Origin of the sequence: Actibacterium atlanticum, from assembly GCF_000671395.1 — a bacterium.
Classification (GTDB): domain Bacteria; phylum Pseudomonadota; class Alphaproteobacteria; order Rhodobacterales; family Rhodobacteraceae; genus Actibacterium_D; species Actibacterium_D atlanticum.
In genome coordinates this window covers 101,983-124,387 of record NZ_AQQY01000004.1, presented here as the reverse complement: position 1 = coordinate 124,387, position 22,405 = coordinate 101,983, and the positions used below count along the sequence as shown (strand labels likewise).

Annotated in this window: 21 protein-coding genes; 11 read left to right on the top strand and 10 right to left on the bottom strand. The window is 58.9% G+C overall.

What is annotated here, in order from left to right; all coding sequences use genetic code 11:
• Positions 1–35 precede the first annotated feature (35 nt).
• Positions 36–797, top strand: coding sequence for a hypothetical protein (locus ATO10_RS07855; RefSeq protein ID WP_035250144.1), 762 nt, complete (start codon positions 36–38; stop codon positions 795–797).
• Between the two features lie 169 nt (positions 798–966).
• On the opposite strand, the gene ATO10_RS07850 is transcribed toward ATO10_RS07855, so the two are convergent.
• On the bottom strand, positions 967–1,953 hold the full coding sequence (locus tag ATO10_RS07850) for an AraC family transcriptional regulator (protein ID WP_051598026.1): 987 nt from the start codon (positions 1,951–1,953) through the stop codon (positions 967–969).
• A gap of 134 nt (positions 1,954–2,087) precedes the next feature.
• On the opposite strand from ATO10_RS07850, the gene ATO10_RS07845 reads away from it, so the two are divergent.
• A complete protein-coding gene (locus ATO10_RS07845; protein WP_202898649.1) occupies positions 2,088–2,639 on the top strand; it encodes a regulator in 552 nt (183 codons plus the stop codon).
• Between the two features lie 35 nt (positions 2,640–2,674).
• On the opposite strand, the gene ATO10_RS07840 is transcribed toward ATO10_RS07845, so the two are convergent.
• Both ATO10_RS07840 and mutY read right to left on the bottom strand, forming a co-directional pair.
• Positions 2,675–3,811 (bottom strand): alkane 1-monooxygenase, encoded by a 1,137-nt coding sequence (locus ATO10_RS07840; RefSeq protein ID WP_035250142.1) that lies wholly within the window; start codon positions 3,809–3,811, stop codon positions 2,675–2,677.
• A gap of 19 nt (positions 3,812–3,830) precedes the next feature.
• Complete coding sequence (mutY, locus tag ATO10_RS07835; protein ID WP_035250139.1) at positions 3,831–4,883, bottom strand: A/G-specific adenine glycosylase; 1,053 nt, start codon at positions 4,881–4,883, stop codon at positions 3,831–3,833.
• An 86-nt stretch (positions 4,884–4,969) separates the two neighbouring features.
• Between mutY and ATO10_RS07830 the strand changes: the two genes are divergently transcribed.
• Together ATO10_RS07830 and ATO10_RS07825 are read left to right on the top strand one after the other, a co-directional pair.
• Positions 4,970–5,488 carry a DUF721 domain-containing protein gene (locus ATO10_RS07830; protein WP_035250137.1) on the top strand — a complete coding sequence of 173 codons (519 nt, stop codon included), beginning with the start codon at positions 4,970–4,972 and terminating at the stop codon, positions 5,486–5,488.
• Between the two features lie 14 nt (positions 5,489–5,502).
• Complete coding sequence (locus ATO10_RS07825; protein ID WP_035250134.1) at positions 5,503–6,144, top strand: DsbA family protein; 642 nt, start codon at positions 5,503–5,505, stop codon at positions 6,142–6,144.
• Between the two features lie 21 nt (positions 6,145–6,165).
• Here the strand turns inward: ATO10_RS07825 and lpxK are convergent, their stop codons facing one another.
• The 5 genes from lpxK to ATO10_RS07800 all read right to left on the bottom strand — a co-directional run bounded on the left by lpxK (position 6,166) and on the right by ATO10_RS07800 (position 12,247).
• Positions 6,166–7,170 carry a tetraacyldisaccharide 4'-kinase gene (gene lpxK / locus ATO10_RS07820; protein WP_035250132.1) on the bottom strand — a complete coding sequence of 335 codons (1,005 nt, stop codon included), beginning with the start codon at positions 7,168–7,170 and terminating at the stop codon, positions 6,166–6,168.
• A complete protein-coding gene (locus ATO10_RS07815; RefSeq protein WP_051598025.1) occupies positions 7,170–8,363 on the bottom strand; it encodes a 3-deoxy-D-manno-octulosonic acid transferase in 1,194 nt (397 codons plus the stop codon). Before ATO10_RS07815 ends, lpxK begins: the two co-directional genes overlap by 1 nt.
• 111 nt (positions 8,364–8,474) lie before the next feature.
• On the bottom strand, positions 8,475–9,251 hold the full coding sequence (locus ATO10_RS07810; RefSeq protein ID WP_035250130.1) for an inositol monophosphatase family protein: 777 nt from the start codon (positions 9,249–9,251) through the stop codon (positions 8,475–8,477).
• A complete protein-coding gene (locus ATO10_RS07805) occupies positions 9,238–10,584 on the bottom strand; it encodes a TldD/PmbA family protein (protein WP_035250128.1) in 1,347 nt (448 codons plus the stop codon). The genes ATO10_RS07810 and ATO10_RS07805 overlap by 14 nt, the downstream gene beginning before the upstream one ends.
• Positions 10,585–10,684: 100 nt before the next feature.
• Positions 10,685–12,247: a DUF2125 domain-containing protein gene (locus ATO10_RS07800; protein WP_035250126.1), complete on the bottom strand. Its 1,563-nt coding sequence runs from the start codon at positions 12,245–12,247 to the stop codon at positions 10,685–10,687.
• Between the two features lie 129 nt (positions 12,248–12,376).
• Here ATO10_RS07800 and ATO10_RS07795 point away from each other — a divergent pair, with 129 nt between their 5' ends.
• The 5 genes from ATO10_RS07795 to ATO10_RS07775 all read left to right on the top strand — a co-directional run bounded on the left by ATO10_RS07795 (position 12,377) and on the right by ATO10_RS07775 (position 17,039).
• Positions 12,377–13,132: an SDR family oxidoreductase gene (locus ATO10_RS07795; RefSeq protein WP_035250425.1), complete on the top strand. Its 756-nt coding sequence runs from the start codon at positions 12,377–12,379 to the stop codon at positions 13,130–13,132.
• Positions 13,129–13,746 carry an enoyl-CoA hydratase/isomerase family protein gene (locus tag ATO10_RS07790; protein ID WP_035250125.1) on the top strand — a complete coding sequence of 206 codons (618 nt, stop codon included), beginning with the start codon at positions 13,129–13,131 and terminating at the stop codon, positions 13,744–13,746. The genes ATO10_RS07795 and ATO10_RS07790 overlap by 4 nt, the downstream gene beginning before the upstream one ends.
• A 160-nt stretch (positions 13,747–13,906) precedes the next feature.
• Entirely contained in the window at positions 13,907–15,223 is a 1,317-nt protein-coding gene (locus tag ATO10_RS07785) for a mechanosensitive ion channel family protein (RefSeq protein WP_035250123.1), read from the top strand.
• The gene (locus tag ATO10_RS07780) at positions 15,216–16,382 is read left to right on the top strand and encodes a TIGR03862 family flavoprotein (RefSeq protein WP_035250122.1); all 1,167 of its coding nucleotides are present in this window, start codon (positions 15,216–15,218) and stop codon (positions 16,380–16,382) included. The genes ATO10_RS07785 and ATO10_RS07780 overlap by 8 nt, the downstream gene beginning before the upstream one ends.
• Positions 16,383–16,391: 9 nt before the next feature.
• On the top strand, positions 16,392–17,039 hold the full coding sequence (locus ATO10_RS07775) for an RluA family pseudouridine synthase (RefSeq protein ID WP_035250120.1): 648 nt from the start codon (positions 16,392–16,394) through the stop codon (positions 17,037–17,039).
• Positions 17,040–17,098: 59 nt separating this feature from the next.
• Here ATO10_RS07775 and ATO10_RS07770 read toward each other — a convergent pair whose 3' ends face one another.
• Both ATO10_RS07770 and ATO10_RS15950 read right to left on the bottom strand, forming a co-directional pair.
• Positions 17,099–18,538 carry an aldehyde dehydrogenase family protein gene (locus ATO10_RS07770; protein ID WP_035250118.1) on the bottom strand — a complete coding sequence of 480 codons (1,440 nt, stop codon included), beginning with the start codon at positions 18,536–18,538 and terminating at the stop codon, positions 17,099–17,101.
• Positions 18,539–19,034: 496 nt separating this feature from the next.
• Positions 19,035–19,580, bottom strand: a complete 546-nt coding sequence (locus ATO10_RS15950; protein ID WP_051598023.1) for an OmpA family protein — start codon at positions 19,578–19,580, stop codon at positions 19,035–19,037.
• 173 nt (positions 19,581–19,753) lie between these two features.
• On the opposite strand from ATO10_RS15950, the gene ATO10_RS07760 reads away from it, so the two are divergent.
• Together ATO10_RS07760 and ATO10_RS07755 are read left to right on the top strand one after the other, a co-directional pair.
• Positions 19,754–20,902, top strand: coding sequence for an acyltransferase (locus ATO10_RS07760; RefSeq protein ID WP_035250116.1), 1,149 nt, complete (start codon positions 19,754–19,756; stop codon positions 20,900–20,902).
• An 11-nt stretch (positions 20,903–20,913) separates the two neighbouring features.
• On the top strand, positions 20,914–22,404 hold the full coding sequence (locus ATO10_RS07755) for a nucleotidyltransferase family protein (RefSeq protein WP_035250114.1): 1,491 nt from the start codon (positions 20,914–20,916) through the stop codon (positions 22,402–22,404).
• The last annotated feature ends 1 nt before the right edge of the window (position 22,405 follow it).

Below are 22,405 nucleotides of genomic sequence, written 5' to 3'. Positions count from 1 at the left end.
ATGATGTTTAGGCACTTTGGTTTGAGGTGATTTATATGCGCGTTCTACGCTTGGTTTTGTCAGCACTTTTTATCTGCGGCTTCATCGGTGCCGCAAATGCAGAGACCGAAGCTGAGAACTACGACCCCAACTATATCCCGTGGAAGCCGCAGCCCCAGAGGTTCAACGATTGCGGTGTGCAGATGGCGCTAGACCCACGTTGGTCGTTTGCGAAGTCCACCGAAACGTTGGACTCTGGCAAGGTTCGGACGACATATCAATTTAACCTGTGGGACTATTGGAAACAACGCGACGACCGCCCGTTTTCCGAGTATATGATCACTCCGGGTCTGCTGATGTCGATCAACTGCTTCAAGGCCGGAGAAAGTGCCGCTTCGGATTTCAAGGCCTATGTAAAAGACAGGCGAAAATCCCATATTGAGAGGGAAGAAACCAAAAGTTTGGGCGCCTCGTTCAAGCCCATGCGACGGAAGGGTGGTACGGGGGCTGATCAAGCCTTCTACTACACCTACTACACCAGAACCGAAGACCGCGCCGTCAATGATGGACTTGCCTACTATGCCCTGCATCGGGGCAATGTGGTCCGCATTTTCTTCACGATGGATCGCAAACAAGGCAGCCCCTATGTGAGTGACCTACCCGCGGGACAAAAGATTACGGTTGCTGATTTGACCGTTCGTTTGTCGGGTCGCGTGACCAAGAACGTGCTAGCAGTCAATCGATATGCTTACGCCCGAACTGAGCGTGAGAACTATGAAATTATCGACGCGATCATTCAGTCCTTCAAAGCTTATTAGGTCAACTCAGGCGGTCATGCACCTTTCGGGAACCGGAAGGGCGCCGTTTTTGGGCGCGTTTAGCCTCCGATCTCGGGGTCCCAACTGAATCTGTTTAATGCCGCCTCTGACGGACCAGGGCATGTGTTTACTCCACCTGTTTTGTAAAAATTTATATTAATACAATAACTTAAGTATGAGTTTGCGCACGATACTGCGATGGCGCGATGCCCATCCATCGCCGAAAGGCGCGCGAAAAATGCGCGCCGTCACTATATCCCAACTGAAGCGCGATATCGGTCAGGCCAAGGTTGGTTGCGCGCAGCAATGTGATCGCGCGATCCTGCAAGAGCCCCTCTAGTACATCTGAAAAACTGCAGCCTTCGGCCTCTAATGCGCGTTGCAGGGTGCGCCGGCTCATATCCAGTTTCCCCGCCACCCAATCAATCTTGGGCTGCCGTTCCAACAAGGCGATCGCTGACAGGGCGGCGACGTCTTCCTGAACGCGTCGTGACGGGGGGATGGGCGGCTCTTCTTCAAATGTGGGGTGGGTGTGTTTTGGCCCGGTGGCGGCCAAAAGAGCCATGTCGAACGCCACAGCACAGACCCGGGCATCGGGTTTCACCGGGGCGTTGAAGATATGCTCAAGTTGCCTTGCCTGCTCTGCGCCCTGACATGTGCAGTGGATCAGATCAGGCCTCCAACGCGGCCCGGCGAAATAACGTATCCCGTCAATCAGGTAGCTCACGCCCAACAACTCGTTCTGAAAACGCCCGGTGCGGCCGGGGTCCAAAAATTCGATCGACCAAATCGCCGAGTTTCCTTTGACCCGAAGTTCTAGCAGGGTGGCGGTTTGCATGAACCGGTTCAGCCCTCGGCGGGATCGGTCAATTGCGCTGGCCAGGGTGGGGGCGCCGCTGACCCACGCGCCAAAGGCGCTGAGCTTTTCCATGCTGACCAATTGGCCCAAGGACGCCCCAAAAAACGCATCACCCAGCTCGCGCCCGCCTTCGCGCAGAATAGAGAACTGTTCGCTCAAAGGCAGGGGCAGATCGGGGTTGTCGAGCAGGGACAACGGCAAATCCGCGCGACTGAACATGCGCTCTATCGAGCCGCCGCGCGCCTCGACAAAGTCCGAGATTGGACCCAATGCACTTGTGCGCGTGTAGCCCTTCATCTGAATGCCTCCCGCCGCGCAGTATGCCATCTAATGCTTTGGTCGCGTATGGCACTAAATGGCAAGAAACGCCGCAACGTCTTGTGCAACGCTTTTGAGGCAAGGTTTTGGATATACTCTGGAGGGAGGAAAAGATGACCAAGATTTCACGCCGCGAGGGGCTTACCGGGATTGGCGCTGCGGTGGCCACGGCTGCTTTGGGGGGCAACGCTGCTTCGGCTGCGGCGCAGGCTGCGGCTGCGTTTGATCAAACCAACGTCACTTGGAACACGCTCGAAGGGTTCGATCACGTCTGGTACCACGTGCTGAAAGTTGATCCGGAAATGAAAATCGTGGACCTGTTGTTGAAGTTCGCGGCCAATGAACGGGTCCTGTTGCACCGTCATCACGCTGACTACAGCACTTTCATCATTCAGGGCGAACTGCGGCTGTACAACGCCGAAGGGGAACTGACTGAAATTCGACCGACTGCAAGTTTTGTTGAAAAATCGGCTGGCGGCGCGCCCCATACCGAAGGCGGCGGTGATCAGGATTGCATCGCCTGGTTCAGCAACCGTGGGCAGGACGGTGTGATCTATGAAATCCTTGGTCCGAACAATGAAACGCTGGCCACCCTTGGCCTGCCCGAGTTCTATGCCCTTTGGCAGGCACAGGAAGAGCCGGTTCAGCCCTATATTCCCGGCTAATCCCACGTCGAGCGGGGCGCAACTGGTCGCCCCGCTTACGATCCTTTGGGTAAGGGCGTGGCACCTGTTTTGTAATCAGTCCAATCCTCGATTTCGGGATAAAACTTTTTCCGCCACGCCCGCACTTTGGGGTTCATGATCCGGCGCCACAGCGGCGGGACCATCGCGGCCCAGCCCATCGCCGGGTAGCCCATTGGCAATTGAGGCGCTTCCTCTTCGTCGTAGGTCTGCAACAACGGAAAGCGTCGGTCGGGTTTATAGTGATGATCCGAGTGACGCTGTAGGTTGATCATCAGCCAGTTCGACGCTGTGTGCGAGGCATTCCAGCTGTGGCGCGGCATGACGTGTTCATACTTGCCTTCGCCAAGGTATTTACGGGTCAGGCCGTAATGTTCGACATAATTCGTCAGTTCCAACTGCCAGACGGCGGCAAAGGCTTGCCACAGAAACAGCGCCAGCCCCAGCCAGCCGCCAATCGCAAAAGCAAGTGCCAAGGCGCAGATTTGCAGGATCGCATAGCGCCAAAATGGGTTTGACGGGTGCAGCGGCCCACGATTGCGCCGCGCCAGCATCTTGGTTTCGGCTTTCCATGCGGAATGGGGGCATTCGAACAGCACACGCAGGAAAAAGCGGTGAAAGCCTTCGTTGTAACGCGCGGTGACCGCATCACGCGGGGTGCCAACATGGATGTGATGGACCAACAGGTGCTCTGAGCGGAAGTGGCTGTAAAGGACGGTTGCCAGCAGCAGGTCACCCAGCCAGCGTTCAAGCTTGTTCTTCTGATGCAGCAGCTCGTGCGAATACACGATCCCGATCGTGCCTGAAATCACCCCTATCCCGAAGAACAGCACGATCAGTTCCAGCGTCGACAAATGATCGGTGCGGGTGACGTACCAGATGGTTCCGTAGATCACGCAAAACTGGAGGGGGAACCAGATCATGGTGATCAGGCGATACCAGAACAGATCGGTCACCGGGGTCATCGGATCTGGGTTGTTTGTGTTCAATCCCGAAATCACATCCAAAACCGTGATCAGCGCCCAAGCGTAAAGCGGCATCAAGGCAACGGTCCATCCGCCTTGTGTCGTGGCGATCAGCGCCAGCGGCACCAGTACAAGGGACAGCCAGAATGGCAGGGCGCTCAGAAAGCTTGAAATAGGGCGGCTGCTCATGAAGGTTACCTCATACCTGTCACGCGTCTGACCGGGTCAGGTCAAAGGCTTTGCGCATGACCGTCGGCAGGTCCGAGGGGCGGAACGTTTCATTTAGCAGATGATACCTTGCATCAAGCGCAATGTCCTGAGGCAAAAGCGCCGTCTTGACGCGAAGTCGCAGGTGGAAATGCGTGAACGTATGGCGAACTTCTGCGCCCAGCTCCTGCCAGTCGGCATCAAAAGGAGGAGAGTCGGGCGGTGCATCTTCAGACCAATCAGTCCCGGGCCAGCCCAGCATGCCGCCTAAAAGCCCTTTCTCAGGCCTGCGTTCCAGAACCCAGCCCCCCGATTCTGTCTGCGCAACATATGCTGTGCCGTAGCGTGTGGGTTTGGGTTTCTTGGGGAGTTTCCGGGGCAGGTCAGCCTGAATCCCCTGCGTGCGGGCTTGGCAGCCATCCTTGACCGGACAGATGCCGCAGGCCGGGGATTTGGGCGTACAGATCGTTGCCCCCAAGTCCATTACCGCTTGCGCATGACAGCCGGGCCGCAGGTCGGGTGTCAGCCGTGCAGCCAGATCGGTTAGTTCTGCCTTGGCGGTGGGCAACGGGGTCAGAACCGCGAAAAGCCGTGCCATGACCCGTTCGACATTGCCATCTACCACTACCGCAGCCCGGTCAAACGCAATCGCAGACACGGCCGCGGCGGTGTATGGGCCGATGCCGGGCAGTGCGCGTAGCGCCTCTTCGGTATCTGGGAAGACCCCGCCGTGGTCTTTTGTGATGACGCGGGCGCATTTCAGCAGGTTACGGGCGCGCGCGTAATAGCCCAACCCGGCCCATTCCCCCATGACGTCTTCATCTGCGGCCGCGGCCAATGCTGTGACGCTGGGCCAACGTGCTGTAAAACGAAGAAAATAGTCACGCACAGTTACAACAGTGGTTTGCTGCAGCATCACCTCGGACATCCAGACGTGATACGGGTCGGGGCGCTCCCCGCGTGCCAGATCGCCGGGTCCGACCCGCCAGGGCATCTCCCGCGCGTGGCGGTCATACCAGTGCAAAAGCTCTTGGCTGTAATCCTCGTCACGCAATGTTTATGTGCCCTTGTCGTGATTCACTTGGCCCCACCGGCCCGGAAGCATAAGAATAGAGCCTGAGCCAGAAAGTGACAGGCAAGATGACAGGAAAACCGAAGCCCCCCAAACGCCGCAAACGCGGGTTTGAGCGCACAGCGTCCCTTTTAAAGGGTCCTATCCGCTCTGTCGGGGAACAGCGCGGGTTTACCGTCACACGCTTGTTGACGCATTGGAACGAAATCGTCGGTGAAGAAACCGCCCAAACCGCCCGACCCGTAAATGTGCATTACGGGCGTCAGGGCTTGGGGGCGACCTTGACGGTTCTGACGACCGGTTCGATGGCGCCCTTGCTGGAAATGCAAAAGGAAAAAATCCGCGAGAAAGTGAACGCCTGCTATGGCTATGCAGCAATCTCGCGCATACGTCTGACCCAGACCGCCCCCACCGGGTTCGCGGAAGGGCAGGCGCAGTTTACCCCCGCCCCCAAAGCGACACCACGCGCGCCGAGCGCCAAGATGAAGGGCAAGGCCCGCGATTTGGCCGATGGTGTTACCGACCCGCAATTGCGGGCCGCGCTGGAAAACCTGGGGTGCAACGTATTAAACCGTACTCAACGGTGAAGGAGACCGAAAAGATGAAGCGCAGATTGTTCCTTGGCCTTGGCGCCGCAACCGCCTTTGGTGCGGGTGTACCCGCCTTTGCCGATGGCCATGCCGAGGCCCCCGCCCCCGAAGCCCCCACCGGGCTGACGCTGCTGGATGATGTGGTGATGGGCGACCCGGATGCGCCGGTCACGGTGTACGAGTATTCCTCGTTCACCTGCCCGCATTGTAAGAATTTCCACCTCGATGTCTTGCCGCAGTTCAAGGCCGACTACATCGACACTGGCAAGGTGCGTTTGGTCTATCGTGAAGTGTACTTTGACCGCCCCGGCCTTTGGGCTGCACTGGTGGCACGCTGCGGCGGGGATATGCGGTACTTCGGTATTGTCGACATGCTGTTCCAGAAACAGCGCGACTGGATTGGTGACGGCCAAGGTCCGACAATTGCCGCCAACCTGCGCGGTATTGGTCTGGCGTCGGGCCTGACTGACGCCGAGATGGATGTATGCCTGACCGATGGTGCCGGCGCTCAGGCGCTGATCGACCGGTATGAAGGGTCGATGGAAGAGTATGATATTACCGGCACGCCGACTCTGATCGTCAATGGCGAAAAGGTAACGCCGGCCAGCTTTGAGGCGCTCAGCGAAGCTGTTGACGCCGCTCTGGAAAGCTAAATCCTTGGCGCGCCTGTTTGGTCAGGCGCGCTGCCCCAACCCCAGCTGATCCAGTGCCAGTTGTAATGGCGTGCTGTCTTTGATCGACAGGCGTACAGGCACGGTCAGCACCTTGCGTCTGAATTCATCCGATAGACGCACCGCATCTTTTTCAGTTGTCACCAGTTGCGCGCCCAACGCCTGCGCTTCCAGCTCAAGGCGTTTCATCAGGCTTTCGGTCAGAGGCTGATGGTCTGCTAAGCCTTCGGACTTGCGCACATTGCAGCCCATCGCGCGCAGGGTTGCAAAGAACTTTTCGGGATGGCCGATCCCGGCAAAGGCCAGAACATCCATACCCTGCCAATCCATGCCCGTGGGCAGCGGCTCTAAGGTGCCGATCAGATGGGGCACCGTGATCGTGTGACCCCATGTTGCGGCAAAGTTTTTCTGGGCCGCGCTTGGCCCAATCGACAGCACCATGTCCGCGCGGGCCATGCCCGCGGGCACGGTTTCGCGCAGCGGGCCCGCCGGGATGGCGCGGCCATTGCCAAACCCGCGCGCCGCATCCACGACGATCACCGACAAGTCCTTGGCGACGCCGGGGTTTTGAAACCCGTCATCCAGAATGACGACATCGGCCCCGGCTTCTTGCGCCGCGCGCACTCCGGCGGAACGGTCCTTGGCGACCCATGTCGGGGTGAAGGCCGCAAGCAACAATGGCTCGTCTCCGACCTCATCGGGGCCATGGGTGCGCTCAATGACCTGCACCGGGCCTTCCAGGGCGCCGCCATAGCCGCGGCTGACCACGTGTGGTGTCAGTTTGCGGGCCTGCAGCATTTGCACAAGCGCGATGGTGGTCGGGGTTTTGCCGGTGCCTCCAGCGTTGATGTTGCCAATGCAAATCACCGGGATGTCGGCGCGCAACCCATCCTTTTTGGCCACGCGCCGCGCCGTGCCAAAGGCATAGAGTGCCCCCAGCGGTGCCAATAACCGCGCCCGCAGCGCGGGCTGGTTCGGTGGGGTAAACCAGAACGGCGGCGCGCGCATCAGCTGTCCTCCTCAGGGTGAATTTCTTCGAGGATCAGATCGGCCAGTCGCCCTGTGGCTTGTGCACCGATTGTCGAAACCTGCCAGGCGTTATGCGCCAGCTCTGCGGCCTTTTCCGGGGCGCTGAACACATCCAGCAGCCGGGCCAGGCTCTGCGCATCGCGCACCGTACGGGCCGCTTGGGCCGTGTCTAAACGGGCATAGGTCGAGGCATGCAAACCCAGGTTCGGCCCGTGCAGGATTGCCGATCCAAGGGCCGCGGCACCCATCGGGTCGATGCCGCCACTGCCCTGCGCATCAAGAGACCCTCCCATGAAGGACACAGGAGCGATACGAAACCACAGGCCCAGTTCATCGGGTGAATCAGCGATCAGGATTTGAGTTTCCTCGTCTGGGGTTTGCCCTGCGGACCGTTGCACCACGCGCCATTTTTCGCGGCGCAGGCTTTTCACCAGTTCATCCCCGCGGGCCGGGTCGGCGGGGTTCAGCACCAGCAGCAAACGGTGCGCACGCCGGGCGGCTTTGGCATGCGCCGCGACGATGATCTGATCTTCGGCTGCGGTGGTTGCGGCGGCCAGCCATGATGGCCGCGCCGATAGTGCCTGTGCCAGTTGATTGCGCGTCGCTTCATCGGCGGGAGGAGGTGTTGCGCCGTCATAAAGCGTGCCGATGACCGAAAGCCTGTCACCCAAGGCGCCTTGTCGTGTCAGGACACCGGCCACTGCCTGATCGGCCACCAGATAGCGGTTGAACCGGCGCAGCAGGTTGCGCGGTGGTTTGTAATGGGTGTCCGACTGGTACAGATACGAGGGAACCGCGCGGCGTTGCAGTTCTGCTGTCAGGGCTCCGGGGATGTCAGGCGCCGTGATCAGGGCGATGGCTGGCATCCAGTGATCCAAAAAGGCCCGTGCCGCCGTCGCGGTGTCAGGAGGGCTTTGTTGGGTGAAATGAGCCAGCTCGGGGTCGGCCCCTTTTGGTCCGGTCCACAACAGAGCCTGCTCGGCCCCGATCTCGGAAAGATGCTCGAACAAGGCGTCAATTTCACAGCTGTGACGCCCGGTTGGATCATGCACCCAGATCAGCGGAACATCGGGGCGCTGCGTATTGGTGGGCGTCTCCGGTGCCGGGCTTTTGACCGCAGAGGTGACCGCCGCGAGCCGGGTGCGCAAAGTATCCAGCCAGCCTTTGATCATGCGTACGGCCCTGACGAAATCGGAACAAAGGGATGAAACATGATGGGATTACTTTGCGCTGCTTTCACAAAGGCTACCGGAACATCGGGTCTCAGGAAAGGTGGAACTCGATCAAGGTTCCAATCTGGAAATGATCTGTTGGTGCAGGGCAGGCGTGCCGGCCACCACCCCTTCCGAGGCGGGGTGGCGTGTGTTGAATTCCAATGGCGCACCTGAGCGGTCGCTGATCACGGCCCCAGCTTCGCCGAGGATCAACGCACCAGCGGCGATATCCCAATCCCAACTGTCACGGATCGTAACCATTGCGTCAAAACGGCCTTCTGCGACCAGACACAGCCGGTACGCCAGAGATGGCCGCAGATGTCGGTTGACCACCGGAACGGGGCCTCTCCAGAACTTCTGATCCAAAGCGGGGCGCGCGATCAGCAGTTCAGCACCTTCCAGTTCCGTCCGTTCACTTATGCCGATCTGAACGCCGTTCAGCTCGGCCCCGCCCCCCAGCGTGGCGGTGTACATTTTCTGGCGCAATGGCAGGAAGACAAGCGAGGCAATAACCTGCCCGCGTTCAACAACAGCAATGGCATGGGCAAAGGTGCGATCGCCGCTCATGAAGGCGCGGGTGCCGTCGATCGGGTCGACGACAAAAGCGCGATGCGTGTCCAGACGCTCGGGGTTGTCCACCGACTCTTCTGAGAGCCAGCCGTAATCAGGCCGCGCTGCGATCAGACGTTCGCGCAGCATTTCGTCAATCTCAATATCTGCTTCAGTGACCGGGCCTTGCTGATCGGGCTTGTCCCAATAGCGTGGGGAATTGCGCCAGTGTTTGGCGGCAATGTGACCGGCCTCATGCGCGGCGTCGATCAGCAGGGGCAGGTCACTCTCCGGCAAGGGTCAGCCCTTCTACCAGCAAGGACGGAATTGGGCGCGACAGGTGCATGCGGGCGTCATTGGCAGGCACAATAGAGCGCAGCATATCGCGCAGATTGCCTGCAATCGTGCATTCGTTCACCGGATAGGCGATCTGACCGTTTTCCACCCAGAACCCCGACGCCCCACGCGAATAATCGCCGGTATTGGCATTGATTGACGCGCCGATCATCGAGGTCACCAAAAGCCCGGTGCCCATTTGTGCCAGAAGTTCTTGCTGGCTGTGTGCCCCCTGAGTCAGCGCTGCGTTTGTCACCGAAGGATGCGGTGGAGAGGAGACCCCACGCGCCGCATTGGCCGTGCTTTCAAGCCCAAGTTTGCGGGCATTCGCCAAGTCCAGAATCCAGTGGGATAGCACGCCGTTTTCAACGATGGCGCTGCGCCGCGTTGCCAGGCCTTCGGCGTCAAACGGGCGCGAGCCAGAGACTCGGGGGCGATGCGGATCTTGTGTCAGCGACAGGGATGTCGGCAAGACCTGTTCGCCCATGGCATCCCGCAACCACGAGGCCCCACGGGCCACCGAAGCCCCGTTTGCAGCGTCCAGAAGATGGCTGATCAAAGAGCCAGACACCCTTTCATCGTACAGAACCGGAAACGCCCCGGTTGGGGGTTTGCGTGCGCCTGCCCGTGCCAAAGTGCGTTCTGCAGTGATTTTGCCAATTTCAGCCGCATCCATGACATCGGCCTGAAACACACGGGAATCGCCGAAATAGTCACGTTCCATTTCGCTACCCGTGCCGGTGATTGCAACACAGCTGATGGCGCGGGATGTGCGTGTGTACCCGCCGCTGAAGCCGTTGGTTGCAGCCAGATGCAAGCGGCGTGCGCCATATCCGGCCGAGGCCGATTGAACCTGCGAAATTCCTTCAAATTCCAATGCCGCAGCTTCGGCGCGACAGGCATCTTCCTGCAACGCGGCGGGGTCTGGTTCTGGTGAGTCATCTGCCAATTCCAGCGCGTCAACATCCCAGCTTTGGGTGATCTGATCAGGGTCGGCAAGGCCGATATTGGCGTCTTCGGGGGCTTCGTTCGCCATGGCGACCGCGCGCTGGGCCATCTCGGTGATGGTTGCTGCGCTGCTGTTTGACGAGGACACACAAGCCTGCTTTTTGCCAATCAGCACCCGCAGCCCAAGATCTATCCCTTCCGAACGTTCTGCCTGTTCCAAGGCACCACCGCGGACGTCGATTGACAGGCTTGTGCCTTCCATCACCAACGAATCCGCAGAGTCGGCCCCCGCTTTTAGCGCGGCATCCAATAGCTGTTGGGTGAGGGAGGAAAGCGTGTCAGTCATTCTTGTTATATCGCAGCTCGGTTTGCTTGCACCTAGTATGCAAAAACGCCCCGTGCAAGTCGCACGGGGCGTTTTCGGCAATTGGGTTGCAAACTGTCGCTTATTTAATCCGCTGGCCATTGGCCAGAACCGAACCGTCTTTTTGCACGGCAATTTCAGAAAGAAGCGTGTCGTCGCCATCCCCCGGCGTGGCGAAAATGCCGCTCATCATGCGGATGCCCATGGCTTGATCCTGCGGGACCAGACCCAGCTGGATCAGCTTGTCGAGCAGGCCATTCCCGCCGACCAGCTTAAGGTTCAGCTTGCCTTCCGGCGCGGGCATGCCGTTGAAGGTGACCAGATCGGTATTGTCGAAGTCAAAATCACCGCTGCCGGTCAGGCGCGCCCCGGCGATGTCCAGCTCAAGCGCGTCGATGTCCAGGGCGTAGAGTTCACCGGGCAAGCTGTCCAGAGTCTCTGCGACTGCCGGGTCAAAGATGTCGACCAACCACTTGGCCTGCCCTGACAAGTCCACAACCAAGGTTGCGGGATCACGGGGCAGAACGCCCGTCGGATCAAACAGCGCCCACAGGAAGTCGTCGACTTCCAGTCCGCGCAATGTGGTCAGCAGGCGCAGATCGCGTGGCGTGTCGGTTGCGCCCATCGGCATGGTCAGCCCAAAAGCGCTTTCATCAACTTTGATTGATACTTGCGGAAAAAGAATCTGACTGCCGCTGGCGACCGCGCTCAGACCTTTGTAAAGCACCTCATACGACAGCACGTCGTCGCCCATTTCGACGCTGCCTTCGGTGCCGCTCATACCGACTTTGATGGAGCCATCCCCATCAGGTCCGTCAAACGCAACATCCATGGTGACCGCACCAGACGACAGGTCCCCCTTTGTTTCATACCCTGCTGCCAACAGTTTGGCGAAGTCAGTGAACTGAGCATAGCCGCCGCTGGGGATTGCACTGGTGCTAACGCTTTTCAGGTCAGCGACTTCGATGGTCATATCGACAGTACCCGTACCTTCCGGGTCGTCCGCTTTGAGGAACATGCTCAGCAAGCCGCCGGCGAAATCGCCATCAATCTTCAGAACGTCGCCCAGAACGGTTTCGGATGTCCCGGCCAGATCGCTCAGCGTGAACCCGATATCAAGGTCGAAAGTTTCGCCATCAACTTCAAGTTCAGTGACATCCAGCGCGATTTTATCTGCGCTGTAGGTGACGGTCATTGCGGTGGGGGTGCCGGTGTAGATCGCCGACAAACCGGCATGCGTTAGCAGCATGTCTACGTCGACATCTTCACCCGACTCGGTAAGCATTTCAAAGTTCACCGGCATCTGGCTGGGCAGGTCCAGTGCAACTGACCCATCGCCTTGTTCGGTCAGCGTCAGATCGCCCAACGTACCCGAGAACACAACGTCCCCGGTCTTTGATACGGTCTGGCCCGCAACATCGCTGTTAAGCTCCAAGTCGGACAGAGCATAGCGAAACGCGGCATCTTCGATGATCAGGGCGCTGCCGGATCGTTTTGGCGTGCCGGTCAGAACCTCTCCATATTGCGCGGCCAGCGTTTTGATCCCGTCCCAAGTTTCTTCGGCTGTCAGGTCTGCATAGGCGGTTTGGGCAGAAAAAAGTCCTGCCAGCAGCGCCGTGGCTGAAATGGATGTTGCGACTTTCATAACGATACCTTCCAACTTGAAATGAGTTGCCCAAAGCTTTGTCTTTTGGGCAACTGCGGTCAAGTGACATATGGGTGGCGCGGCAGGTCCGTTGCAAGGTATCACCTCGACAAGTGGGAGACGCGAATGATGACCGAAGTTACTGGCAAAACCGTGATGATTACCGGCGCAAGCCGCGGCATCGGAGAGGCCGCCGCCCGGCTTTTTGCTGCGCAAGGGGCAAATGTGGTGCTGTTGGCGCGGGGGGCTGAGGCGATCAACACGATCGCGACAGAGATCGGCGAGACCGCGCTTGCGCTGGCTTGCGATGTGTCTGACCCGGTGTCAGTGGAAAACGCGGTGCGTGAAACCATCACGGCCTTTGGAAGCGTCGATATCCTGATCAACAATGCCGGGGCGATTGATCCGATTGCCCGGATGGATCAGGCCGATGTGCAGGCGTGGGGCAAGACGATCGATATCAACCTGAAAGGTGTTTACCATGGCATGAAGGCGGTTTTGCCGGACATGATCGCACGTGGTGGCGGGACGGTCATTACCATCAGTTCCGGTGCGGCCCATAACGCGCTTGAGGGCTGGAGCGCCTATTGCGCGTCCAAGGCCGCAGCGGCGATGCTGACCATGAGTTTGGACAAAGAATACCGTGCGCAGGGCATTCGTGCGATGGGCCTGTCACCGGGCACTGTCGCAACGCAAATGCAGCGCGACATCAAAGACAGTGGCGTTAACCCGGTTAGCCAGCTGGATTGGTCTGACCATATCCCGCCTGAATGGCCGGCGCAGGCTTTGCTCTGGATGTGCGGTCCCGAAGGCGACGCCTATGTCGGCCAAGAGGTGAAGCTGCGGGATGAAGATATCCGGCGCAAGGTGGGGCTTATCTCGTGATTGAACTCGTCAAAACAGACAGCCGTTGGACCGTTACGATAAATCGCCCTGATAAGGCCAACTCTCTGACCCGCGAGATGCTGAGCCAGATCGCGGATGCCGCCGAGGCCGCAACCGCAGCGCGGGTGCCGGTGTTTGTATTGACGGGACGTGGCAAGGTGTTTTCCGCCGGGGCTGATCTGGACGAAGCGCGTGCCGGGCTGGCCACGGATGACGTTTGGGAACGGTTGTCCGGTGCCATTGCTGACTTCCCGGGTCTGTCCGTCGCGGCGTTGAATGGCACGCTGGCGGGCGGTGCGTTTGGCATGGCACTGGCTTGCGATTTGCGCATTGCCGTGCCGGGCGCCAAGTTCTTTTACCCGGTCATGAAGCTTGGGTTTCTGCCTCAGCCCTCCGACCCTAAACGCATGACCGCGCTGATCGGCCCCGCGCGCGCCAAGATGGTGCTGATGGCCGGGCAGAAACTGACCACAGACGAGGCATTGACCTATGGGCTTGTCGATCGTGTCGTGGATCGTGATGTTCTCGCGGCGCAGGTCGATCTTCTGGCCGAGGCCGCCGAGGCCGCTTCAGCCGACATTCGCGAAGGGATCAAGGCGCTCTGTAGCGGCTAGCGCGTAGGCAAAACCTGCCGCGCCGCGCTGCGGGCAATTTGCGGAATTGTAAGCATATCAGCGGGCAAAGCCGGTGGTTGGCCACAGTTTTCCTTGAGAATACCGCGCGTTGGTGCAAGAGGATGTCCTCAGTAACAATTTGCCGCAAGGGGTGCGTGTGATGGAAGGTCAACCTGAGATCGTGACCAAAGCGCTGGGGTATGCCGAACAAGGTTGGGAACTGGCGTTGGGGTGGTTGACCAGCCCGGCCGCTTGGTCACAATTTGCCTTGTTGGTTGTCGCGTTTCTGGCTGCGTTGGTTACCACGCGCAAACTGCTGCCAATTCTGACCAGCTTGCTGACTCCGCCCGCAGGGCAAACCCACATCATTGCGCGTGTGCGTCGCTTTGTGCTGATCTTTGTTCCTCTGTTGCTGCCGTTGCTGGCCTATCTCTTTACCGGCATTGGCGAGGGCATCGTGCGGTCATTGTTTGACAGCGGTGCGGTTATCGCCTTTGGCAAACGTGTTTTCTTGTTCTTGGCGGCGCGCATTCTGGTGCGCGATATCGTCAAAGATGGGTTCCTGCGCCTGATGGGGCGCTACATCCTTATCCCAGTCGCCGCCCTGTATGCGCTTGGGCTGATGGATGATGCGGTGGCCTATCTGAATACGCTGAACGTGTCTTTGGGGAATATCACCCTGTCGGTCATGGCGATCATCCGTGGGGTTATTGCGGGCGGTGTTCTGTTCTGGCTGGGTCGGTGGTCTAATGACCAGTCCACCACCTATCTGAAGGCGCAACAGGAACTGCGCCCTGCCACCCGCGAACTGGCGATCAAAGCAGCCGAGATCACCATTTTCGGTGTCGCTTTCATCCTGCTGATGTCGATCATGGGGATCAATCTGTCGGCCCTTGCTGTGCTGGGCGGTGCCATTGGTGTGGGCCTTGGTTTTGGCCTGCAGAAGATCGCGTCGAACTTTATCTCAGGCGTTATCCTGTTGATCGAGGGGCAAGCTACCGTTGGCGACTATGTTGAACTGGATGGCGGCGAAGCCGGCACCATCGTCAAGATGACGGCGCGCGCGGCGATCCTTGAAACCTTTGATGGCCGCTGGATTGTTGTGCCGAACGAAGACTTCATCACAACCCGTGTGGTGAACTACTCGGACGCGGGATCGGCCAACCGGTACGAGGCCGAGTTTTCCGTGTCTTACGACACCGATATCAACACGGTGCCGGCCATTATCGAAACCGCGGTCGCCAAGCTGGACTTTGTGCTGACCGACCCGGAAAAACCCGATTGCGAGCTGCGCGGGTTTGGCGACAGCGGCATTGATTTCGCGCTTGAGTTCTGGGTCAACGGCATTGATGACGGGCGCCACAAGTATACCTCGCAAGTGCTGTTCGCCATTTGGAACGCCTTGAAAGAAAACGACATTGTCATTCCGTATCCGCATCGGGTGATCGACGTGCGCAACATCACCAACGTTGAGTGACGCACTTGTCATAGGGGCCGGACCCGCGGGGTTGATGGCGGCGCAGGAACTTGCAGCTGCGGGGTTTGATGTGCTGCTGGTCGAGGCCAAACCCTCACCCGCGCGCAAGTTTCTGATGGCGGGAAAGTCGGGGTTGAACCTGACCAAGGACGAACCGTTTGAACAGTTCATGCAGGTCTACGGGGAGGCCTCGGTGATGTTGCGGCCGATGCTGTCAGAATTTGGCCCGGACGCGGTTCAGGCATGGGCGCGTGACCTTGGGCAAGAGCTGTTCACCGGCTCCACCGGGCGGGTGTTTCCAAGGGTAATGAAAGCCTCCCCTTTGTTGCGTGCGTGGTTGTCGCGTATGCCAAACGTTACTTTGAAAACCCGCTGGCGCTGGTTGGGATGGCGGGGTGATGCGGCCGTGTTTGACACGCCAGACGGCGAGCAGACCGTGCAAGCGCGGGCGACTGTTCTGGCCTTGGGCGGCGCCAGTTGGGCACGGCTCGGGTCCGACGGGGCCTGGGCGCCGGTACTGGCTGATCGCGGGGTGGGCCTTGCCCCCTTTGCACCTTCGAATATGGGAATGTTGGTCAACTGGTCGCCGCCCATGACCAAGCAGTTCGGTCAACCGCTGAAAGGTATTGCTTTACATGCGGGTGGGCAGGTCAGCCGGGGTGAGATTGTGATTTCGGAACGCGGCCTGGAAGGCGGTGGCATTTATGCCTTGTCACGCCCTCTCCGTGAGGGGGCGGAACTGACTATTGACCTGCTGCCCGACCTTTCGCAGGCGCAGATCGAAGGCCGTCTGTCCCGCAAACGCGGCAAGGCGAGCCTATCAAATCACCTGCGTAAAGTGCTGGGCCTTAACAGTGCCAAAGCGGCGGTTTTGATGGAGTTTGGTCGCCCTCTGCCCGAAGGTAAATATTTGGCTGCATTGATAAAATCTGTGCCGATCACCCACAGTGGCCCGCGCCCGATCGACGAAGCAATATCGACCGCGGGCGGGGTGACGTGGGCGTCACTGACACAAAATTTGATGCTGCGCGACGTGCCTGGGGTTTTCTGCGCCGGAGAGATGCTGGATTGGGACGCCCCGACCGGCGGCTATCTACTGACCGCCTGTCTGGCAACCGGGCGCTGGGCCGGGCTGGGCGCGGCGCGATATTTGCGTTAAAGGGCGGAAATGAGCAGCGAATACACACCTCCGACCAGCCCATTGGACATTGTTCACAGCGATCATGCCTTGTTGGTTGTCAACAAGCCCAGCGGACTATTGTCGGTGCCGGGGCGCGGGGAGCATCTGGCAGATTGCCTGCTGACACGGGTTCAGGGGGCTTTCCCCGAGGCGCTCTTGGTGCATCGTCTGGATCGCGATACCTCTGGGTTGATGGTGTTTGCCATGTCACCCGCTGCGCAGAAAAATTTGGGTCAACAGTTTGAAAAACGGCAGGTCAAAAAGACCTATGTCGCGCGGGTTTGGGGGCATCTGGAACCCAAGGTCGGCACAGTGGATTTGCCGCTTATTGTGGACTGGCCGAACCGTCCGAAACAGATGGTCGACCATGAGAATGGCAAGCCCGCCATTACCGATTGGCGCGTGATGAAATACGACGGCCCCACAACCCGTGTGCGCTTGATGCCCAAGACCGGGCGTAGTCATCAGCTACGGGTGCATATGCTGTCGCAGGGGCACCCGATTTTGGGGGATCCGTTCTATGCAGAGGGGGAGGCGCGCAAGGCGCCGCGCCTGATGCTGCATGCCGAAGCCTTGCGGCTGAACCACCCTGAAACCGGCCACGGGGTCAGCTTTCGCTCGAAGGCGCCTTTCTGAATTTCGGGCATACACAACGGATGCACATGCCATGCACATCTGATGCATACGTGATGCGCTTAAGGCGCGCGCCAACCTGCGACGGATTTGACTTCGCAGAAGTCTTCCAGTCCCCAGACGCCACCTTCGCGCCCATTGCCAGAATGCTTGACGCCACCAAAAGGAGCGCCCGCCGCGCGTTCATTTCCGTTGATCTCAATCATCCCTGAACGAAGTTCACGGGCCACACGGTCGCAGCGGGCCGCATCTTGTGACTGGATATAGTTGGTCAGGCCGTAATTCGTGTCATTGGCGATGGCGATGGCCTCTTCTTCGGTGTCGAAGGGGATCATCGACAGGACCGGGCCAAAGATTTCTTCGCGCGCGATGGTCATATCGTTGTTCACATCGGCGAACACGGTCGGGCGGACATAGTAACCCCGGTTATGCCCTTCGGGGCGACCAAGGCCGCCAGCAATCAGGCGGGCGCCTTCGTTGATTCCCTGGCTGATCAGGCCCTGAATTTTGTCAAACTGTGCGGCGCTGACGACCGGCCCCATGTGGCGGCCATGTTCAGTGGTCGGGCCGACCTGCACCGCCTGGGCAACCTGCGCAGCGGTTTCGACAGCCTGATCGTAAACATCGCGCTGCACCAACATCCGGGTCGGGGCATTGCACGATTGACCGCTGTTATGCATCACATCCAAGACACCGCGTTTGACGGCGTCGGCATCGGCATCGGCAAAGACAAGGTTCGCCCCCTTACCGCCAAGCTCCAGATGCACGCGTTTAAGCGTATCCGCCGCTGCTTTGGTGATTGCGACCCCGGCGCGCGTCGACCCCGTAAACGAGATCATGTCGACATCGGGATGCGTCGAAAGCTGCGTGCCTACGCCCAGCCCGTCACCGTTTACAAGGTTGAACACGCCTGCGGGCACGCCGGCTTCGTGCAGAATTTCTGCAAACAGGAGCGACGACAAAGGCGCGATTTCCGAGGGTTTCAGAACCATGGCGCAACCCGTGGCGAGCGCAGGAATCACCTTAAGCGTCACCTGGTTCATCGGCCAGTTCCAAGGAGTGATCATGCCCACCACACCGACGGGGTCCAACTGGATGCGATCATTCGGGGCATGAGCGCCCAGCGGCCGGTCAAACTCGAACGATTTCAGTGCAGTGATGAAGTTTTTGGTGTGGTAGGCGCCGGCGCCCACTTGGTTCTTGCGGGCCAGATCAATGGGGGCCCCCATTTCCATCCGCATTGCTTGCGCCATTTCATCGGCGCGGCGCAGATACACGTCAAGGATGGTTTGAAGCAGCTCAAGACGCTCGGCTTTGGTGCTGCGCGCATAGCTTACCTGTGCGGCTTTTGCCGCTGCAACCGCAGCGTCTGTGTCAGCCTGACCGCCCAGCGCAATCACTGCGCAGGTTTCTTCGGTTGCGGGGTCGATCACGGGCAAATCGTTTTGGATCGCAGGGTCGACCCATTCACCGCCGATATAGAACTGACGTTTCTCGATCATCGCTGGCTCCATGGAAGGGATTCGAGCGGCACTTTGTCACCGCCTGCAAGTGTGTGCAAGGCGGGTCTGTAAAATCGGATTTCCAGAATTTGCAGGCGGGTAGAAGGCTTTTGTTCAGCCTCATGAAGGGCTTACACTTTGGGTATACGTCTCTTTGCCTTCGGTCTGAATTACGCAACGATCGGCGCTGATGACAAGTTTACTTTTCGCGACCGTGTCAGTGATCGTCGAGCGTGATTGACAACATCCTTTCCAGGACGGTCTACCAGCTTTTAACGCAAGGCTTTGCGGTGCGTGTTTGTGGAAAGAGAAGCTTGTCAGACACGCCAAAAACTGTCGGATTGGGGCTTCAATAGACCGCTTGGGGAGCATGCTTTTAAAGCCACGAAAGAGGCCTTTCTCGCAACCGACCCGGACTTTCTGACCATCGCCAATTTGCGCGATTGCGGCGTGGTGAAACGGACTTTTCTGATGGGCGACGCCGGGGTTCAGGCCCCTAGGGGCATTTACGCGCCCAAATTGCGACACGGCGATTCATCCGGTCTGTACGTGGCCAGTTTTCAAGCGGCTGGTCTTCGCCCATCGCTTTGATTTCCTGAATTCGGGCAGGGTTTCCCAGGCCGCGCTGCAGGAATTCTGCCACGGCTTGCGCACGTTTCTGCGAAATATCGCGATTCACTTCAGCCGATCCAGAGGTGTCGGAGTGACCGACAAGACGCAGGCAGGCATCTGACATTGGCGCGGCTTGAAGAATCTGGATCATCTTAGCCAGTTTCACCATCGCTTCGCGATCCAGGTTGGCACCGCCTTTGGGGAAAAAGACATGGCTTTCAGTGATTCGGCCGGGCAATTGCGCGGCCGGTGGCGGCGGCAGCGTTTTGACCGTAGGAGTTTTAGACGGCGCAGGGGCGCACCCATCCGTCGGCAGGCCGAACTCTGACAATACTTCGATACAGGTTTGTTGCGGCGTGGCCGCGTGGCTGCCTGGCGCAAAAAGCATCATGGCAAACGCGGTGCAGGTGGCGATCAATCTCATCAGCATGGGCGGACCTTTCTCTATCTCTGCCCTACACCCTGATCTGCTAACAAACGGTGAACATAGGCTGGATAAAATCCTCAAAAATTCGTGCGGCAATTTACTTTTTCTTTCCGGTTGGCGTGACAGGTTTTTCTCACCGGTATCAAACCGTTAACATAACGTAAGAGTCGCGCCCCATGCCTGAAACACCCCTTGCTTCTGCGCCTAAAGACCGCCTTGTCTGGGTCGACGCGCTGCGCCTGATGGCAGGGCTTTCTATGGTCGGTTTGCACGCGACAGCTGATGCAAACGGACAGCCGTGGCCGGACTATCCCGTCGAAGACCGGGTGCTGCCGATGCTGCTCAGGGCCGTGATATACACGGCCCGCACAGAACTGTTTCTGATCATTTCGGTATTCCTGCTTTTGATGGCGCTGGATGCTCGGCCCAAGTCCTATGGCCAGACCATATCAGTGCAGGCGCGCCGGCTTTTGGTCCCCTTTGCGTTCTGGACGGGGTTTTACGCGCTCTATGGGCTGATCAAAGCGGACGCATTTGGGTATCTGGACGCCGGTGTCCGAGAGCTTCAAGACCCTGTGGCGTGGTTGGGGTATGTCACGCTGGGCAGCGTGAAGTACCACATGCATTTCATTCCAACGCTGTTTGGCTTGCTGCTCTTTTTCCCATTGTTCCGTCTGGCACAACGCCATCCGTTCCTTGGCTTGATGGTGTTAGCCTGTCTGTTGATCAAACGAGAGCTGGACGGATTTATCTATCCAACATTCTGGGGAGAGGCAGTCCTGCCTTACCTTGTCCGGTCGGTGAAGATTCTGACTTACGTGGGGTATGGGCTGGTGGCCGGATCCTGCCTGGGCCTGTGGCAACGTCAAACCTTGCAGGCGCGTGCACGCTTCTTTCCGCTGCTGCTGTTTTTCGGCGCACTTCTGTTTTTGTTCAAGCTGATCGCGACCTACAAAACGATTGAGACGGGACAATGGCCGTTTGGCTATACCGCTGGCTACTGGGCGGACTTCCTGATGCCGGTCGCGTTGTTTGGGCTGTGCATGTCATTGGCTCACAAACAATGGCCGCCCGTCCTGTCACGCTTAGCGCCATTTTCCTTTGGGATTTACCTGTGCCACCCGATCTTCCTGGATCTGGCTGAGATTGCCCTCCGCGATAGTACGATGTCGCCGATGGCTCTGATCGCCATCAAGATGGGCTGCACAGTCTCGGCGACCTGTTTGTTCGTCTACATCCTGTCGCGTCTGCGCGCCCTGGCATGGACCATCGGACTTGGTCCACTGCCATCTCTCGCCCCCAAATTCGTGAAGCGCCCAAGTTGAGGAGCCAATACATGTTGACAGAAGTCGAAGTCGAAAATGGTCTTGCCGTTATTGGAATGGGTGCGCGCTCTCCGGCTGCGCAGGACCTTTCCAACCTTCGAGCTTTGCTGGACAGGCTGTCTTCGCAGGGGATTGGCGGTGCGTTGTTCGACATGTCTTCTGTGCGACGCCTTTCCTACGAAGGGATTGCTGCGTTATTGGAACTGACCGCAAGCCCGGTGATGCGCGTTGCGTTTTGCCACCTGCAGGCAGGCCCCAAGGAGCGCCTTGCATCCAGCGGGATTGCCGCTGCTCTGCCACTCTATGACACTGTCGCGTGCGCTCGGGAAAGCGACGAGTTTAAAAAGCTTCGTCTGGTGGGGTGCCGCGCCGTAATCTTGTCGGCGGGGAAGGGCAGCCGCCTTGCACCTTTGACAGAAGAAACGCCCAAACCCATGCTGGATTTACTGGGGCGCCCGGTTCTGGATCACATCATCGGCCATCTGCAAAGCTTTGGCATCCGGGAGTATCTGATCAATCCCGGGCATCTGGGAATGCAGATTCCAGCCCATTTCAACCGTCGCAGGGATGTGTCCGTTTTCTACGCGCATGAGGGGCAGATGGGCTCTGACGGCTGGAGCGGGGAGCCTATTGGCTCGGCTTCGACACTGGCGCGATTGCAGCGACGCCATTCGGCACTGCCGGACGATACCATCGTGATGTGCGGGGATGCGTTGATTGACCTTGATATGGCTGAATTGATGGCGGCCCATCGCGCGTCTGGCGCTGAGGTGACCATTGCGGCGAAACAAGTGCCACCGGATGAGACGCAAAAATATGGTATCATCGTCGCGGATGCGGACGGGCGGATCAGTTCTTTTCAAGAGAAACCCGCGTCGGGAGAGGCCCGTTCCACGCTTGCGAACGTTGGGGTCTATGTCATCTCGCCGCGCGCGGTCGCCCGTTTGGCCGATCAGCCGGGATTGGACATCGCCAGCGACCTTTTGCCAGCTATCCTGGCGAATGGGGGGCATATTCAGGTCCATGCCCCCGACTTTTCCTGGGTCGATATTGGCTGTGGCAAGGACTACTATCGAGCCGTCGAGATGGGTTTGCGGGGGCTCGTTCCAGGGGTGACGCCCTTGGGGCAAGAGATTCAACCCAATGTCTGGATCGCCCCGGGCGCGACTGTCTCGCCCCGGGCGCGTCTTGAAGGGCCATGTTATATTGGACCGGATGCGTACGTGCACGCAGGCAGCGAGATTACAGGCCCCAGCGTCGTTGGCGCAAATACGATCATTGAGCCGCGGGCCGTCGTGCGCAACAGCATATTGCGCCCAGATACCCACGTGGTTTCAGGCGCTTACGTGGATTCGATGATTGCGGGGCCGCGTTGGGCTGTTGCGCATCAGCATGCCGATGGAAGCCCCCAAAACCGAAGCCGGTTGGAGCGCGTTCGCACGCTTGAGCAAACCGAGGCCCAAAACGCGATTCCGGCATTCCAAGTGGCGAGCATTGCATGAC

Bases quoted from the DNA above. Each gene is read 5' to 3' on its own strand.
- ATO10_RS07760 (WP_035250116.1), top strand. From the start codon at position 19,754: ATGCCTGAAACACCCCTTGCTTCTGCGCCTAAAGACCGCCTTGTCTGG.
- ATO10_RS07755 (WP_035250114.1), top strand. From the start codon at position 20,914: ATGTTGACAGAAGTCGAAGTCGAAAATGGTCTTGCCGTTATTGGAATG.
- ATO10_RS07785 (WP_035250123.1), top strand. From the start codon at position 13,907: ATGGAAGGTCAACCTGAGATCGTGACCAAAGCGCTGGGGTATGCCGAA.
- ATO10_RS07775 (WP_035250120.1), top strand. From the start codon at position 16,392: ATGAGCAGCGAATACACACCTCCGACCAGCCCATTGGACATTGTTCAC.
- ATO10_RS07825 (WP_035250134.1), top strand. From the start codon at position 5,503: ATGAAGCGCAGATTGTTCCTTGGCCTTGGCGCCGCAACCGCCTTTGGT.
- ATO10_RS15950 (WP_051598023.1), bottom strand. From the start codon at position 19,580: ATGCTGATGAGATTGATCGCCACCTGCACCGCGTTTGCCATGATGCTT.
- ATO10_RS07830 (WP_035250137.1), top strand. From the start codon at position 4,970: ATGACAGGAAAACCGAAGCCCCCCAAACGCCGCAAACGCGGGTTTGAG.
- ATO10_RS07770 (WP_035250118.1), bottom strand. From the start codon at position 18,538: ATGATCGAGAAACGTCAGTTCTATATCGGCGGTGAATGGGTCGACCCT.
- ATO10_RS07805 (WP_035250128.1), bottom strand. From the start codon at position 10,584: ATGACTGACACGCTTTCCTCCCTCACCCAACAGCTATTGGATGCCGCG.
- ATO10_RS07795 (WP_035250425.1), top strand. From the start codon at position 12,377: ATGACCGAAGTTACTGGCAAAACCGTGATGATTACCGGCGCAAGCCGC.
- ATO10_RS07800 (WP_035250126.1), bottom strand. From the start codon at position 12,247: ATGAAAGTCGCAACATCCATTTCAGCCACGGCGCTGCTGGCAGGACTT.
- ATO10_RS07855 (WP_035250144.1), top strand. From the start codon at position 36: ATGCGCGTTCTACGCTTGGTTTTGTCAGCACTTTTTATCTGCGGCTTC.
- ATO10_RS07850 (WP_051598026.1), bottom strand. From the start codon at position 1,953: ATGAAGGGCTACACGCGCACAAGTGCATTGGGTCCAATCTCGGACTTT.
- lpxK (WP_035250132.1), bottom strand. From the start codon at position 7,170: ATGCGCGCGCCGCCGTTCTGGTTTACCCCACCGAACCAGCCCGCGCTG.
- ATO10_RS07840 (WP_035250142.1), bottom strand. From the start codon at position 3,811: ATGAGCAGCCGCCCTATTTCAAGCTTTCTGAGCGCCCTGCCATTCTGG.
- ATO10_RS07845 (WP_202898649.1), top strand. From the start codon at position 2,088: ATGACCAAGATTTCACGCCGCGAGGGGCTTACCGGGATTGGCGCTGCG.
- ATO10_RS07815 (WP_051598025.1), bottom strand. From the start codon at position 8,363: ATGATCAAAGGCTGGCTGGATACTTTGCGCACCCGGCTCGCGGCGGTC.